General features: G+C 39.6%; 12 protein-coding genes and 6 tRNA genes. 9 read left to right on the forward strand and 9 right to left on the reverse strand.

Features of this window, described 5'->3' with window-relative positions; all coding sequences use genetic code 11:
• The first annotated feature begins 57 nt into the window (after window positions 1–57).
• Window positions 58–960 (forward strand): lysophospholipid acyltransferase family protein, encoded by a 903-nt coding sequence (locus tag ABD985_RS15225; protein ID WP_345373179.1) that lies wholly within the window; start codon window positions 58–60, stop codon window positions 958–960.
• A gap of 46 nt (window positions 961–1,006) precedes the next feature.
• Here ABD985_RS15225 and ppk2 read toward each other — a convergent pair whose 3' ends face one another.
• Window positions 1,007–1,819 carry a polyphosphate kinase 2 gene (gene ppk2, locus ABD985_RS15230; RefSeq protein WP_345373180.1) on the reverse strand — a complete coding sequence of 271 codons (813 nt, stop codon included), beginning with the start codon at window positions 1,817–1,819 and terminating at the stop codon, window positions 1,007–1,009.
• A gap of 220 nt (window positions 1,820–2,039) precedes the next feature.
• Between ppk2 and ABD985_RS15235 the strand changes: the two genes are divergently transcribed.
• Genes ABD985_RS15235 through ABD985_RS15250 form a run of 4 tightly spaced genes read left to right on the forward strand, consistent with a single transcriptional unit; the run spans window position 2,040 to window position 7,973 of the window.
• Window positions 2,040–5,213, forward strand: coding sequence for a SusC/RagA family TonB-linked outer membrane protein (locus ABD985_RS15235; protein WP_345373181.1), 3,174 nt, complete (start codon window positions 2,040–2,042; stop codon window positions 5,211–5,213).
• Between the two features lie 41 nt (window positions 5,214–5,254).
• Window positions 5,255–6,775 (forward strand): SusD/RagB family nutrient-binding outer membrane lipoprotein, encoded by a 1,521-nt coding sequence (locus tag ABD985_RS15240; protein WP_345373183.1) that lies wholly within the window; start codon window positions 5,255–5,257, stop codon window positions 6,773–6,775.
• A 56-nt stretch (window positions 6,776–6,831) separates the two neighbouring features.
• Complete coding sequence (locus ABD985_RS15245) at window positions 6,832–7,461, forward strand: DUF5011 domain-containing protein (RefSeq protein WP_345373185.1); 630 nt, start codon at window positions 6,832–6,834, stop codon at window positions 7,459–7,461.
• A gap of 23 nt (window positions 7,462–7,484) precedes the next feature.
• Complete coding sequence (locus ABD985_RS15250; protein WP_345373187.1) at window positions 7,485–7,973, forward strand: hypothetical protein; 489 nt, start codon at window positions 7,485–7,487, stop codon at window positions 7,971–7,973.
• A gap of 407 nt (window positions 7,974–8,380) precedes the next feature.
• Here ABD985_RS15250 and ABD985_RS15255 read toward each other — a convergent pair.
• The 6 genes from ABD985_RS15255 to ABD985_RS15280 all read right to left on the reverse strand — a co-directional run bounded on the left by ABD985_RS15255 (window position 8,381) and on the right by ABD985_RS15280 (window position 8,999).
• Window positions 8,381–8,454: transfer RNA gene (locus tag ABD985_RS15255), tRNA-Arg, on the reverse strand.
• Window positions 8,455–8,540: 86 nt separating this feature from the next.
• Window positions 8,541–8,615 (reverse strand) — tRNA-Pro (locus ABD985_RS15260).
• Between the two features lie 6 nt (window positions 8,616–8,621).
• Window positions 8,622–8,707: transfer RNA gene (locus tag ABD985_RS15265), tRNA-Ser, on the reverse strand.
• Between the two features lie 9 nt (window positions 8,708–8,716).
• Window positions 8,717–8,790 (reverse strand) — tRNA-Arg (locus tag ABD985_RS15270).
• 38 nt (window positions 8,791–8,828) lie between these two features.
• Window positions 8,829–8,903: transfer RNA gene (locus ABD985_RS15275), tRNA-Pro, on the reverse strand.
• Window positions 8,904–8,915: 12 nt separating this feature from the next.
• A tRNA-Ser gene (locus ABD985_RS15280) sits at window positions 8,916–8,999 on the reverse strand.
• Between the two features lie 249 nt (window positions 9,000–9,248).
• On the opposite strand from ABD985_RS15280, the gene ABD985_RS15285 reads away from it, so the two are divergent.
• A complete protein-coding gene (locus ABD985_RS15285) occupies window positions 9,249–10,220 on the forward strand; it encodes a vWA domain-containing protein (protein WP_345373189.1) in 972 nt (323 codons plus the stop codon).
• 38 nt (window positions 10,221–10,258) lie between these two features.
• Window positions 10,259–11,023: a hypothetical protein gene (locus tag ABD985_RS15290; protein ID WP_345373191.1), complete on the forward strand. Its 765-nt coding sequence runs from the start codon at window positions 10,259–10,261 to the stop codon at window positions 11,021–11,023.
• 334 nt (window positions 11,024–11,357) lie between these two features.
• Here ABD985_RS15290 and ABD985_RS15295 read toward each other — a convergent pair whose 3' ends face one another.
• Entirely contained in the window at window positions 11,358–12,254 is an 897-nt protein-coding gene (locus ABD985_RS15295; RefSeq protein ID WP_345373193.1) for a dienelactone hydrolase family protein, read from the reverse strand.
• 325 nt (window positions 12,255–12,579) lie between these two features.
• Between ABD985_RS15295 and ABD985_RS15300 the strand changes: the two genes are divergently transcribed.
• A complete protein-coding gene (locus ABD985_RS15300) occupies window positions 12,580–13,014 on the forward strand; it encodes an Hsp20/alpha crystallin family protein (RefSeq protein WP_345373195.1) in 435 nt (144 codons plus the stop codon).
• A 49-nt stretch (window positions 13,015–13,063) separates the two neighbouring features.
• Here ABD985_RS15300 and ABD985_RS15305 read toward each other — a convergent pair whose 3' ends face one another.
• Window positions 13,064–14,245, reverse strand: coding sequence for a murein hydrolase activator EnvC family protein (locus ABD985_RS15305; RefSeq protein WP_345373197.1), 1,182 nt, complete (start codon window positions 14,243–14,245; stop codon window positions 13,064–13,066).
• A 117-nt stretch (window positions 14,246–14,362) separates the two neighbouring features.
• Between ABD985_RS15305 and hisB the strand changes: the two genes are divergently transcribed.
• Window positions 14,363–15,556: a bifunctional histidinol-phosphatase/imidazoleglycerol-phosphate dehydratase HisB gene (gene hisB, locus ABD985_RS15310; protein WP_345373199.1), complete on the forward strand. Its 1,194-nt coding sequence runs from the start codon at window positions 14,363–14,365 to the stop codon at window positions 15,554–15,556.
• The last annotated feature ends 62 nt before the right edge of the window (window positions 15,557–15,618 follow it).

A 15,618-nucleotide genomic window follows, 5' to 3' on the forward strand; every position in this document is an offset into this window, starting at 1 on the left:
TATTAAGAAACACTTGTTGCTATTTGTAAGTGGGAGTGTAGTATAGTACGAAAAGAGATGGAAAAGATCAGTCAAACAAATAAAAGCTTTTGGAGTAAATTGCTTCGAAAAGATCCGTTTGGAAACTATATTTTTTTGAAAAGATTATTGATTGGAGTGGTGGGGTCAGTTACCTATGGTCGGTATATGATTCGTAATAAACTTGTGGTCAAAGGAACCGAACATATTGTGGATCTACCTCCACGTAAAGTGCTATTCCTCTCCAATCACCAAACGTATTTTGCCGATGCCATAGCGTTGTATCATATATTTAGCAGTGTAAAGTGGAGAATTAAGGACTCTATTCGTAATCCCTTTTACTTGCTGTGGCCAAGGGCTAATAATTATTATGTAGCTGCTTCAGAGACCATGAAAGGAGGATTTGTTCCTAAGCTATTGTCATTGGCTGGAGCCGTGACAGTGGAGCGCTCCTGGAGAGCAGATGGCAAAAGTGTCGCCCGTACAGTAGATACTAGTGCCGATAGTAAGATTGGAAAGGCGCTAAGTACAGGATGGGTGATTAGTTTTCCACAGGGAACAACTAGTCCTTATGCACCAATTCGTAAGGGTACAGCACACTTGATCAAGAAGTATAATCCTATTGTTATTCCGGTAGAGATTGATGGTTTTAGAAGAGCATTTGACAAAAAAGGCCTTTTCTTTAAAAAGAAAAACACGGAAATGTCAGTGACCTTTAAAGAACCTCTAATTTTTGATCATGAGAGTAGTATTGAGGACATCGTAAAGGTGATTGAAACGTCTATAGGACAGTCGATTCCTGAAGGAGATTGGGCTAGAGATCTCAAGCAAGAGCTAGAAAAAAAGCAGGAGGAGCAAAGAAAAAGAAAAGAAGAGAAGAAGCTGCAAGCGCAGATGAAAAATATGGGAAATAGGTCTAAGGAGGTAAAAGGTAAAAGGTAAGAGGTAAAAGTTTACCTCTTACCTCTTACCTTTTACTTTATACCTTTTAATATCTTTCTGGTACAAAGGTTTGATACCCTATAGGAGTACGAACGTACCCCGTTTTATCAATAGGCGGAAGTTTTATTTTTTCCTTTTTGATCTTTTCATAAGGAATAAGGGAGAGCAAGTGAGCGATACAGTTTAGTCTTGCTCTTTTTTTATTGTCAGAATTGACGACAAACCAAGGAGATTGCTTGGTATCGGTATAGGCAAACATCATATCCTTGGCTTTAGAGTATTCTACCCACCGGTCTCTGGACTCTAAGTCCATTGGGCTAAACTTCCATCGCTTTAAAGGATTGGTGATACGTTCTTGAAAGCGTTTTTCTTGTTCCTTATCGGAGACAGAAAACCAATATTTCACTAAGATAATACCTGAGCGAATGATCATACGTTCAAATGGAGGACATGAACGTAAAAACTCTTGGTACTCTTCATCAGTGCAGAATCCCATCACTTTTTCCACTCCAGCACGGTTGTACCAACTGCGGTCAAATAGCGTAATTTCACCAGCAGCAGGTAGATGAGTCACGTAGCGTTGAAAGTACCATTGACTTTTTTCTCTTTCTGTGGGGATGCCCAAGGCAATGATTCGGCATACACGAGGATTGAGGTGCTGGGTAATTCGCTTGATGACACCACCTTTTCCGGCCGCATCTCGTCCTTCAAAGATGACCACAACCCTTAATCCTTTTTTCTTTACCCATTCTTGCATGTGTACCAGTTCGGTCTGAAGTTTCACTAATTCGCTTTGGTAGAATTCCTTGGAAATCTTCTTTTTTTTCTTTTTTGGTTTCCCTTTTTTATCCTGATTCATGATGACAGTTTTTGTGTTAATATGAATTGTTTTCGCTTGGGTTTAGTGAATTCCTTCCTTTTTATTACATCTAACAATGCTCTTTCGGGATGAGGATCACTCTACAGATTTGATAATAGTGTTAAATGCTCCTACCTTTTTTCAAGGGTAAATGCAAATGAGAATAATAAACCTAAATACACCCATTCAATAGAAGTAACCTAAAAAAAACACTTATCAAATGATAAAACAATTATTGTTTAGCTTATGCTTATGTATAAGCACCTCTCTTGTCGCTTGGTCGCAGGATCGAGTGGTTACAGGGGTGGTCTCGGATGAGAATGGACCTTTGCCAGGCGTAACCGTGGTGATCAAGGGAACAACCAACGGAACTGTTACGGGGATTGATGGAGATTATCAATTAACTATTCCCGAAGGGGATATCACCCTAGTCTATCAGTTTGTAGGTTATAAGGATAAAGAAGTTGCGGTTGGAAACCAATCCGTTATTGATGTACAGATGGAAGCAGATACCAAAGAATTGGACGAAGTAGTGGTAACAGCCATCGGTATTGAGCGAAGTGAGAGAAGTCTTGGATATTCGGTAACTGCCGTAGATAGCGAAGAGCTGGTTAAAACGAATGAGACGAGTGCCTTGAACTCTTTGCAAGGAAAGGTAGCCGGAATTAACATTACCAGAGCTTCTGGAAACCCAGGAGCATCCACCAAGGTGAGGATTCGGGGACTTTCTTCCTTGACGGGAAATAACCAACCATTGTATGTAATCAATGGTGTTCCAGTGAGTAACTCTTCTTTGGGCTCCAGTGACCTTAATGGTAGTTTGGACTTTGGTAATGCCCTGAATGATATCAACCCGGATGATATTGTCAATATTTCCGTGCTAAAAGGGGCTAGTGCTACCGCATTATATGGCTTGAGAGGAGCGAATGGGGTAATCATGATTACTACTAAATCAGGGAAAGATGCAGCGCTTAGACGTAGAAAAGCAGAGGTGACGGTCAATTTAGGGGTGACCTTTGATACGCCATTGAAATTACCAGAGTTACAAAACCGCTTCGGTCAAGGATTTAACGGAGAAGAAGATTTGTCTGAAAATACGAGTTGGGGACCTCGATTTGATGGGAAACTGAGATTGTGGGGACGACAGGTTGGAACTCAACAAAAAGCCAAGCCTTTTGAAAACCTTGAAAATAATATTCGAAACTTCTTTGGAGTGGGAGTACAGTTTAATACTTCTGTTTCATTGGGAGGTGGAAATGATAAGGTGAATTATTATGCCTCCTACAGTAATGTAACCTCGGATGGTTATATCCCTTCAGATAAGGATATCTATCAAAGAAATACGTTTACTTTCAGTGGAGGAGCAAAGTTGACGAATAATTTGAAGTCGTCTGCTAGTGTCAGCTATATCAATACGGAAGGACGACAGGTCTTTGGTGGACAGAGCCAGAACTCTGTGTTTGATAACCTTTATCAAACGCCTAGAGATATACCAGTAACGGAGTTGGCTGACCTGAATGATCCTTTTAATACACCAGAGAATTATTATACTCCTTATGGATTGATTAACCCTTATTTCGTTATTGAGGAATACGGAAACAACTATAATCAGGACCGTGTATTTGGTAATATTCTATTGGAATATGAGTTGTTGGAAGGGTTGAGTTTACAATGGCGTTTAGGGGATGATGTGATCAATAGACGATTGGAACAATGGAGTCCACTACTGGAAATTGAAGGACCGAATGCGGCCCAAAGTGATCCCGGGCAATATCAGGTGACAAGAGAATATGTTAACCAAATCAACTCGGACCTTATTGCCAGTTATTTGTGGAAAATTTCAGAGGATTTTTCATTGAATACGATAGCAGGTTGGAATGTTAACCATAGAGGGTCAGAAACGTTGGTTACCCAGATCAATAGTTTGGAAAGTCCAGGGTTTTATGATTTGTCTAACTCCAGTGATTTACCTATTGCGACACAAATTAATAGTCAGCGTAGACTTCAGGCAATCTACGCTAGCGTGGATGCAGACTTTAGAAATTTCCTTTTCCTGACAGCCGCGGCACGTAATGAGTGGTCTTCAACACTTCCGGAGGACAACCGTTCCTTCTTTTACCCAAGTGTTAACCTAAGTTTCTTGTTTTCTGAGTTGATCGACAATGATCTCTTCACGTATGGAAAGGTACGTCTAGGGTACGCACGTTCTGCAAATGATGCGCTTCCATATCAGACGGAGACAGTATTCTTCCCTTCGGGCTTCACGGATGGGTTTACGCAGTTACGTTTTCCATTGGCGAATACGGCGGCCTTCTCTGAAAATAATTTGGCGGGAAACCCTAACCTAAAACCAGAGCTGACAGATGAGTTCGAGTTGGGAACGGAGCTACGCTTCTTTACTGGACGCTTGTATATTGATGCAACCTATTATAATAAGACAACATCAGATGTTATTCTAGCGGTACCATTACCTCTTTCTACGGGATACTCGGTACAGACAAGGAATGCTGCTAGGGTTCGAAATAAGGGAATAGAGCTTTTGGTAAGAGGGACACCTGTAGAAACAGATAACTTCAATTGGACCATCTCATGGAACTTTACCAGGAACCGAAATGAGGTATTGGAGCTGACAGATGGAGTCGAGGAAGTTTCTTTGGGCGGCTTAAGTACGATACAATTTCAAGCAATCCCAGGGCAACCGATGGGAGTATTTAAAGGACAAGTACCTCTAAGGGATGATAATGGAAATATCGTTGTGAACGAATCTGGTAGACCCATCTTTGAGCAAAATGTAATTCTAGGAGATAGTCAGGAAGATTTCATCACGGGTTTAACCAACTCTTTCCAGTGGAGAGGCCTTACCTTTGATTTTACACTGGACTATCGCAAAGGAGGATTAATGTATTCTCGTACAGCAGATATTATGCATTTCTTAGGAACTACCCCTGAGACATTATATAACGACCGACGCCCATTTGTAATCCCAGGTTCAGTGGTGAATGTTAATCCAGATCCTAATGGAGAACCACAGTATGAACCCAATACAGTACCTATAGCCCAAGAGAATAACAGTTTATTGACTTTCTGGGGAGATGGAGGGTTTGAAGGAGATAGAGCTTATTTGGTCAAGAAGGATTATGTCAAGTTAAGAGAGATTAATATTTCTTATCGCTTGCCGTCAAACTGGTTGAACCGTACACCTTTTGGAATGGTCTCTTTTGGCTTTGTTGCTCGTAACCTGTTTATCGTAACGCCAGATAGTAATATCTATGTGGACCCAGAGATGACTTCGTTTGCTTCAGGCTCTGGAGTGGATGCAGGTTCAGAATTTGGAGAATTTACGACAACACTTCCTACAAGAAGTATGGGAGGAATGCTCAAGTTTACCTTCTAATAGAAGCCTGTCAAACCTTCATTAATTACATTATTAGAATTATGCGAAAAATAACCATCTATATAACCTCATTACTACTGCTGATCCAAGGAGGGAGTTGTAGTAGTGATTGGTTTGATATTAATCAAAACCCAAACGCAGCTCAGTCTTCTACCATACAGTTGACTTTGCCTGCTGGAATTGCAGGAGTTGCCTATGTCTTTGGAGGAAAATTCCAAGTATTAGGAGGCTTGTGGGGACAATATTGGACACAGTCTCCAGGAGCTCAACAGTATAGAGATTTGGATCAGTATAAGGTAAGTCCAGGAGAGTTTTCTCGTATGTGGCAAATTATGTACACAGGAGCTGATAGAGGGTCAGTAAACCTACAAGGATCAGGAGCCTTGAAAGATCTGACGGCCGTGCAGCGTATGGCAAGAGAACAAGAAAACTGGACTTATTATTTGATTGCCACAACCATGAAGGTATATGGTTTTCAGATGATGGCTGATTTGTACAATGATATTCCTTATACGGAAGCACTCAAGGGCCTTGAGGTAGCTGCTCCTATATTTGATGAAGGACCTTTGGTGTATGACTCTTTGATCAATGAGTTAGATTTTGCACTGGGTCAAGATTTGACGATTAAGGATCCTACGGCAGAACTAGGACCAGAAGAGGTAGGCACAGAGGATTTTGTCTTTGCTGGAGATATGGATCAATGGGTACGTTTTGCAAATACCCTAAAATTGAAAATATACCTCAGACAAGTAAATGCCCGCCCAGAGGTTACTCAGGCTGGAGTACAAGAATTATTCAGTAATGGCGCAGAGTTTCTAGTAGAAGAGTCAGCAGCAATGACACAGTTCAATGATGCGGCGAGTCAGCGTAATCCCTTGTATGAGACGGAGGTGACCTTTCTAGGAAATACCAGTTTGATTGCCAGTAATACTTCTTTACAGTACTTGTTGGATAATAATGACCCTCGCATTGATGAATTTTATGAGTTGTCTAGGAGTGATAACGCTTATATAGGATTAGATCAGGGAACATTATTTGGAGATGGGAATAGCGACAACTATTCTAGGGTTGATCTAGGACCTGTTAAGCCAGTATATTTTATGACAGTGGCTGAAGCATATTTTCTATTGGCTGAAGCAGCATTACGTTATCCTGCAGCAGTAGGAGAAACTCCTCAGGTATTTTATGATGCTGGAGTTACAGCTTCTTTCGAAAGATTAGAACTATTGGAAGATGATATGCCTCCCGTACAAGTAGCCGACGGAGGGGTATATGCTTATCCCACCACAGGTGATTTTGAAACACAGTTAGAGGCTATCATTACTCAAAAATGGGTAGAATTGAATGGTATAGGAGGTCCTGAGGGTTTCTTTGAATTTAATCGTACCGGTTATCCATCCTTTTTCGTAGAGTCGGCGAATCCTTTCGTGAATGGAATAGGGTTTCCTCAACGTATACCATACGATAATGAAGAGGCACAAGTAAATCCTAATGCACCAAGTTACAACGAACTAGAGGTGCGTAATGGAGTATGGTGGTCTTTAAAAGCAACTGGCAATTAATTGTTTTCCCTTTCTTCGGAAAGGGAAAAAATTTAAAAAAATTCATCAGAAAAATCATGAATAAAATCAAACCATATATAACTATTGTAGCCATTGGTCTTTGGGTGTTGGGAAGTGGTTGTGATCGAGAAGATAATGTGTCTACAATTATCAATTTCGCAGTGATTGAACTGCAAGGAGATGAGTATGTTTATTTAAATCCTGGTGATGAGTTTACAGACCCAGGAGCTACTGCAACAGAGAACGAGCAGGAGATTAATGTAAATGTTAGTGGCACTGTAGATACGGCTACACCAGGGGTATATGAAGTCGTATACTCAGCCCAAAATAGCGAAGGGTTTGAGGCTTCAGAAACACGTTATGTTATTGTTAGAAATGAGAATTATGATCCGAGTATAGATATTACGGGAAGTTATGATCGAGGAGGAAATCCAGCGGTAGTTACTGCAAGAGATGATCAAGGGTTATATTTTACGACGAATGGATGGGGGTCGTCTTCTGTCATACCTTTTGAGTTTGTGGATTTGGGAGGGGGAGAGTTACAGATCGTACCATCGACAACGGTATTTGGACCTGTAAGTGGTACTGGAACGATTAATGATCCCGAAGGCGATTTGGTTTTCTTTGTGACCTTATCTGCTTTTGGAATTGTGGATAGCAAGAGAGTATTTACCAAGGTGGAGTAATTAATCTTTTTACGATAGACATTATGAGAAAACTAACACATTATTTATTAACCCTTTGCACCATTATTGGTATTAATGCTTGTTATTATGATGGTGATTTAGGACTGGATGAGTCCAACTATGACGTAACAGAATTATCTAATTTTGATTTGGCAGGGGAATATGTGGGAACGGAAAACTGTGATGGAGAGGAGTACTTTTATCATTTCTTTATCGCATCTTTTGCAGATAGTCAGGTAGTATTGGATAATGTAGCCGATTTTGGTTATCGGATATTGGCTGATGTGTCCGATGGAGAGGTAAGTGCTAATGAAGCATTAGATTTGGGACATGATTATGAAGTGGGAGAAGAAGTGGTGATTAGTGTGAGTAACTTCTCTTTCACCAAAGGGGAAACAGCAGTACAGGACTCTATATCCCTGGAATATACCATAACAGATCGTTCGGATAATAGCAGCTTTACTTGTTCTTTTACGGGAGTCAGGTTTAATGGATTTGAAGGAGAGCAGTAGTAATAATAAGGTCTGCTTAGAAAAAGAGAGAGATGAGTCATCCCATATTAACATTTAAGGGGTGGCTCATATTTTTTTTCTTTAAAAAGTGCCTTTATATATCTAAAAGTGGCCTTGAAGAATTGCCGTTAAAATTTTTAATCGTAAAAGCGTTAAGAAAATTCCATTGTTTGAGCGTAGCGAGTTTGGAATTTTTAGCTTTTGCGATTAGAAATTAGGCAAATTCTTCAAAGCCTTGATTTTTTTGCTTCGTTTTTTCATCAAGGAAAAAATGAAGAAGTTCATAAAGGGCTTTTGAGATAGCTGTAAAGTGATGAATTCTCAGAAAGCTAAGCCATTTGTTAATATGGGATGATTCATATTTTTTATGCATAAAAAAAACCGATACATTCAATGTATCGGTTCTGTGATCCGGACAGGACTCGAACCTGTAACCTTCTGCTTAGAAGGCAGAAGCTCTATCCAGTTGAGCTACCGGACCATTGCCTTCATTACATTTGTAGTAACTTATAGATCAATATCTTAGTTCATTTTTTGAAAGAAGAAGTGATCGTTGTAATAGTTTCGTCGGGGTGGCAGGATTCGAACCTGCGACCCCCTGGTCCCAAACCAGGTGCGCTAACCGGGCTGCGCTACACCCCGAAACTATGGCGGAGAGTGCGGGGATCGAACCCGCGCATCGAAAAACGATGACAGCTTAGCAGGCTGCTGCATTACCACTCTGCCAACTCTCCTAAAGAAAGTGATCCGGACAGGACTCGAACCTGTAACCTTCTGCTTAGAAGGCAGAAGCTCTATCCAGTTGAGCTACCGGACCATTATTTCCTTATATGTTTTGCAAGATGAAATCTCTCGTCGGGGTGGCAGGATTCGAACCTGCGACCCCCTGGTCCCAAACCAGGTGCGCTAACCGGGCTGCGCTACACCCCGAGAACTATTGTGCGGAGAGTGCGGGGATCGAACCCGCGCATCGAATAAACGATGACAGCTTAGCAGGCTGCTGCATTACCACTCTGCCAACTCTCCCAATAGACTATATTTCGTCATTGCGATTGCAAATATAGGGGTTCGTCTAACTCATATCCAAACGCCACTGACAAAAAATGTTAAATATAATAGGGGTTGTATTTCATCATGCTGATAATCAAAGAGAAATTTTTTTACTTTATTTTTGAACATTTTGAGGATTCTACTGAATCCATAAATTTGGAGAGTATAATTCGATTTTTTTAGTGTATGAACGCTTCTTGTAAATACTAAACAAGCAATCAAGATATGACATTTGGCAGAGACTTTGGTATGTTGGAGATTTCCCTGATTATAGCATTTGTAGTGCTATATGGTTTGTACCTGTTTAGGGTATATCGGGTATCAAAGGTATTGGGAACTCCTATGCGGGCAACAATTTATAAATTGTTGTTGCGTACGCTCTACTTTGGACTGTTCTTAGTCGCCTTGAGAGGGCCAGCTTATAAGCAAGGGAAAAAGGAGATGCAGACGATTGGTAAGGATATTTATATGTGTGTGGATTTATCCAAATCCATGGATACGGAAGATATTGCTCCTTCCAGATTACAACGTGTAAAATTCTTGTTGAAGGAGATTGTTTCTAATTTTAGTTCTGATCGTTTAGGATTGATTGTGTTTACTAATGAGGCCTTCTTGCAATGTCCTTTGACGTTTGATGGCAGTGCCTTGAACTTGTTTATTGAGGCGATGAGTACTAACCTGATATTTTCCTCTGGAACAGATTTTGGACCTCCTTTGCGTTTGGCAATCAAGAAACTTAAAGAGGCACAGGAAACGGTAACAACAGATGTACAAAGTAAAACTATTCTTCTGATTAGTGATGGAGAAGATTTTGGAGAGGAAACCACGGAAGTACTACAAGAAATTAAGGATGAAAATATTCGTTTATTTACCCTTGGAGTAGGAACGTATGAAGGGGGTAAAATCCCTTATGGTTACCGTTATAAGAAGGATAAGTCAGGCAATGAGGTAGTTTCTAAATTGAATAATAATTCTTTGAAGAAGTTGTCTGAGGAAACCGATGGGCGATACTTTGAAATTAGTGAAAACAAGAATGATCTTAAGTCCTTGATCAAGGCTATCAATAATATTGAAGGCACTGTAAAGGCGAGCAGACAAGTGGATGCATCTAACAATATTTACTACTATTTCTTAGCTGGAGCATTGGCTTTATTCTTGGTAGATTTATTGTTTGCTGTTCAGGTGTTTAGAATTTAGATAAATGAAATTTAAGAGATAAACCTAATGCTATTAAGATGATGTATAAAGTAATTCTCTTTCTCTTGGGCTGGAGCCTTTTGGGCGCATCAGACCCTATTAGTTTAAAAAAGATTAATGAGCATAAGGAAGCTGGGAAAAAGGCTTTAGATCAACAAGACTATACAACGGCGATTACTCATTATCAGACTTTGGTTGATAAGTATCAAGTGACTGACGCAGGGGTGCGCCTCAATTTGGCACATGCTTACTACTTGTCTGAAAAGCCAGAGCAGGCAATGAAGTATTATCAGCAGGCTGCTTCTAGCCCAGAAAATGAGTTGAGTTCTGTTGCATATCAGCAACTAGGTGTGATGGCGACGGCTAATCAAAAACTGGATATTGCACTTTCGTTTTTCAAGGATGCTTTGAGAAAAGATCCGACTAATGAGGAAGCGCGCTATAATTATGAGTTGGTCAAGAAGTTGATGGAAAACCAGAAGCAGGATAATCAGGATCAACAGGATAAGCAAGATCAAAAAGATCAAAAGGACCAACAGGATAAGCAAGATCAAAAGGATCAAGAGAATAAGGATAAACAAGACCAAAAAGATCAAAAGGACCAGCAAGATCAAAAAGATCAGCAGCAAGAGAATGCAGACCAAAGTCAGTCTAGTGAAGGAAAGCCCAAGGAAGAGTCAAAGATTTCTGACCAACAGGCACAGATGATTTTGGATGCATTAAAGAATAATGAAGCGCAGTTCTTACAGCAGCAACGTAAGAAGTCAACGAGAAAAGTTGATCCAGGAAAACCGGATTGGTAGAAGGAAATCAAAATATGAGTCATCCCATATTAACATTTAAGGGGATGGCTCTATTTTTTTAAAAACGGCCTTGAAGAATTGCCGTTAAGATTTTTAATCGTCAAAGCGTTAAGAAAATTCCATTGTTTGAGCGTAGCGAGTTTGGGATTTTTAGCTTTGGCGATTAAAAATTAGGCGAATTCTTCAAAGCCTTGATTTTTTTGCTTCGTTTTTTCATCAAGGAAAAAATGAAGAAGCTCATAAAGGGCTTGTGAGATAGTTATAAAGTGATGAATTCTCAGAAAGCTAAGCCATTTGTTAATATGGGATGATTCATGTTTTTTTTGGTAATAGATTATTTGGGTAAAAAGTATTGTTTAAGAAAACGAGCGCTTTCTTTTTGGGCTGCCTCTGCGGCTTCTTTGTTGTAACGAGGGCTACTAGGGTTGGCAAAAGCATGATCTGCATCATAAGTCACTACTTTCAGGGTTTTTCCAGCTTCTGTCATACTTTGCTCGAATTCCTTGACTACTTTTTCATCAATCCACTTATCCTTTTCTGCAAAAATACCGAGTACAGGAGCCTTAAGGTCACGCTTTAGAATATTACTATCGGTTACAGGCATTCCGTAATAGATAATACAAGCTCTCATGTCTTCTTCAGCAATTAAGGCCGACTGTAATGACCAGCCTCCTCCAAAACACCAGCCAATAGAGGCAAATTCTTTATCTCTTCCGCAATAGTTGATAGCTCCTTTGATGATATTACGAGCTCTCTTGGTATCGACTCCTTTCATGTACTCTCCAGCTTTCTCTCTAGTCTCAGCAACCTTTCCATCGTATAAGTCAATTGCCAATACATGTACTCCTTCCATTTTCTCGGCCCAAAGCTCACTTTCCTGCATGATGTGTTCATTGAGTCCCCACCATTCGTGGAATACCAACAAGTATTTATTTGATTTCCGGTCTCCTTTGATATAGTAGGCGTTGGCTTTTTTTCCCCCTAATGTTTTAAAAGAGATCATTTTTCCTTTGGCTTTTTTCTTGTCAAAAGAAATAGCCCTAGGTAACTCGTGTGCCTTCAGAAAATCTGAATCATTCGTGAAAGCAGTAAAGGCTGACTGCTGTATATCTGCTGAGTGACAGAGTCTACTTTCTTTAGGCGGCGTTGCAATGTTGGGACGCATAAATGCGGAGATTGTCAGCGTAATACTGATTAAAGTGAGTGAGAAGATAATTCCAAGCTTTTTCATAATGTGTATAGTTTTATGTTGAAGGGTATTTATTGTTTATCGTTTTGAAAGTTTATCGGTTATTGCTTATCGCTTAAAAATAATATTGGGAAATACCTATAGGGTATTGTATGTTACCTAGGGGGAAAATAATTTTCTTAACTGATAACTGTATTAACCGACAGATCCAAAGTATGTTTATGACATTTTGTCTTAAAATAATTCTTTTAAAATTAGAATGAAGACAAAATGGCATTAAATGATGTTTTTTTTGGATTGGCATACCAATTGAAATAGGAGAGGTGTAATTGAATTAGATATTATCACAACTCAAAACAATATAAAGATGATGACGAAGACTTATGATTTTGGTTTTGCTCCAATTTTTAATGGAATTGTCAATGAAGTAAATGATGTACTTCAAAATGCACAACACAATGAGAAGACAGTTAACAGAGTACAGGTGCCTGTTAATATTCTAGAGAATGAAGAATATTACAAATTAGCTTTTCTAGCTCCAGGACATAAGAAAGAATCTTTTGAAATCAACTTGGAGGGACAAAAGTTAAAAGTAGCGTTGAAAGCTACTGAGGAAAGTGAAAACGGTCAGGATCGTTTTGTAAGGAAAGAATTTGAGCTGCAGGGGTTTGAGCGTGTATTTAAGCTTCCTCAAACTGCTGATGTAGAGCATATCACTGCCGCTTACCAGGAAGGTATTTTGAATGTTACGATTCCTAAGAAAGCGGAAGTAAAGCAGCAAGCAACGATTAAGGTAAACTAATCACCATTCATCGAGTATATATTAACGCTTGTGGAGTATTCCACAAGCGTTATTTTTTTAACCAAAGCTCAGGGTCAAGCTTTTTTTGCTGATGCCATATCTGAAAACTTAAGTGGTAAGCACCTTCAGTTCCTTGGGCTACTTTTCCAAGGATATCCCCTTTCTTGATGGCATCCCACATTTTGACTTCAACCTTGGATAGGTTAGCATAGACAGTAATATATTCCCCATGCAATACCATGACAACATAGTTCAGATCAGGAATACGGGTAATGGCAAATACTTCTCCATTCCATACCGCCTTGATTTTTTCCTCTTTACTAGCTCGAATTTCAATACCGTGATTTTGTATAAACTCATCAGGAATAATGGGATGTTGTCTTTTACCAAACTTGGCGGTTACAAATCCATCAATAGGCCAGTCTAATTGTCCTTTTTGGTTGATAAAGTCAGCTCTAAGAGCAACCTCTTTTTCTATTTCTTCTTTTTCAAGTTGTGCCTGTCGTTGCACCGCTCTTTGTATAGCTCCTTCTAAGCGTAATAAGGACTTTTTTTCTTTTTGGATATCGCTTTCGGTAGTTTTAATGGTTTTACGCAGGTTGTTGACCATACGTCTTTGCTGAGCTTTTAAGTTAGTTAAGGCTTGCAGTTGAGTTTCTTCTTCTTTAATCAGTTGCCTTTTCTCAGCTTGTTTTTCTTCCAAATGCTCCCGTTTGCCAATAAGCAAATCCATTTTGCTTTGAATGTGCTCTATCTGTTCTTTGCGTGCTCTTTTGTAGTGTTCCAGGTAGTTTATTCTGGAAATAAGTTGCTCCATACTTCTACTGGCAAATAGGTATGCGAGTTTTTGATGGTTAGTATTGGCTTTGTAAGCGATATACACCATTTCTCCATACTCTTCTTTGAGGTCCATTAACTCGGCCTCTTTTCCAAGAATATCTTGGTAGAGCGTACTGATTTCCCCTTCTAATAGCTCTTGCTCTTTAGCGAGTTCAACGAGTAATTTTTCTCTTTCCCAAATTTGCCCTTCTATGTCTTTCAGGTGAGCCATTCCTGTTTGTGCTTCATTGTGGGATTCTTGTAGGGTACGGTTCGCCTTTTCGATCCTGTTTAGGATACGCTTACGTTGAATTTCAAGTTTTTTTCGTTCAGCTTGTTGTCCTTGGCTGAGAAAAGAAATTCCTAGACAAAAAAATACCAGTAATATCTTGATAAGCTTTTTTGTGTTCATATCACTAATTACCAATTGATTATAATACCTAAGATGTGGATCATATTGCTCTTTGTTAAGAGATGATTTTTAAACACTTCTATAAGTTTTTTGCTTAAAGAATGGTGATGTAAGCAATTGTGTATTACAAAGAAAGCAATTGTTTTTCTATATTTATATGTTACGATCATCAGAAGATTACAAAAAAATATTACTAACAAACAAAAGCTCATGAAGAAAGTACTATTTATTGATAGGGACGGCACCATTATTCAGGAACCGGAAGATTTTCAGATCGACTCCCTGGAGAAACTCAGCTTTGTGCCCAAAGCTTTATCACAACTAAGAAAGATTCAAGAAGAATTGGATTATGAATTGGTCATGGTTTCCAATCAGGATGGGTTAGGGACAGACTCTTTTCCAGAAAATACATTCTGGCCAGCACATAACAAGATGCTACAGATTCTTGAAGGAGAGGGTATTGTGTTTGATGAAATATTGATTGATCGCTCCTTTGAGGAAGACAATGCACCTACTCGAAAGCCTCGTACGGGGTTAGTGACGCACTATATGCAGCATGAGGATTATGATATGGCTGCTTCATTTGTGATTGGTGATCGTCCTACAGATGTACAATTGGCGGAAAACATGGGGTGCAAAGCAATTTTCATTGGTGATAAAAAGCATCCTAAGGCTAGTCTGACGACTATGGATTGGGAGCAGATTTACCTTTTCTTGAAAGGACAGAAAGGGAGAACCTCCAGAATTAAGCGAGCAACGAGTGAAACAAGCATAGAAGTAGCCGTAGACTTGGATGGAAGTGGCAAGGTTGACTTGCAGACAGGCATAGGTTTCTTTGATCATATGCTTCATCAGGTAGGAAGACATGCAAAGATTGATTTATCTGTAAAAGTAGAAGGCGATTTACATATTGATGAGCACCATACGATTGAAGATACAGCAATTGTATTAGGGGAAGCATTCTTGGAAGCTCTTGGAGATAAGAGAGGTATCGAGCGTTATGGTTTTTCTATCTTACCAATGGATGAAACCCTGGCACAGGTCGCACTGGATTTCTCTGGTCGCCCTTGGTTGATGTGGGAAGCGACTTTTAATAGAGAAAGTGTTGGTGGAATGCCTACAGAAATGTTCTATCACTTCTTTAAGTCGTTCTCAGACATGGCACGTTGTAACTTGAATATTAAAGTGGAAGGGGACAATGAACACCATAAGATAGAAGCAATTTTCAAGGCATTTGCTAAAGCAATTCGAATGGCAATCCATAGAGACCCTACAGATTTGGAAATCCCAAGCACGAAAGGAGTGTTATAAAATCGTTAAATCCGTTACACGGCGTCTCGAATTTCAATACTATGTATTGAGTTGAATCGTTG

This window comes from Algivirga pacifica, from assembly GCF_039543525.1.
Lineage (GTDB): Bacteria > Bacteroidota > Bacteroidia > Cytophagales > Flammeovirgaceae > Algivirga > Algivirga pacifica.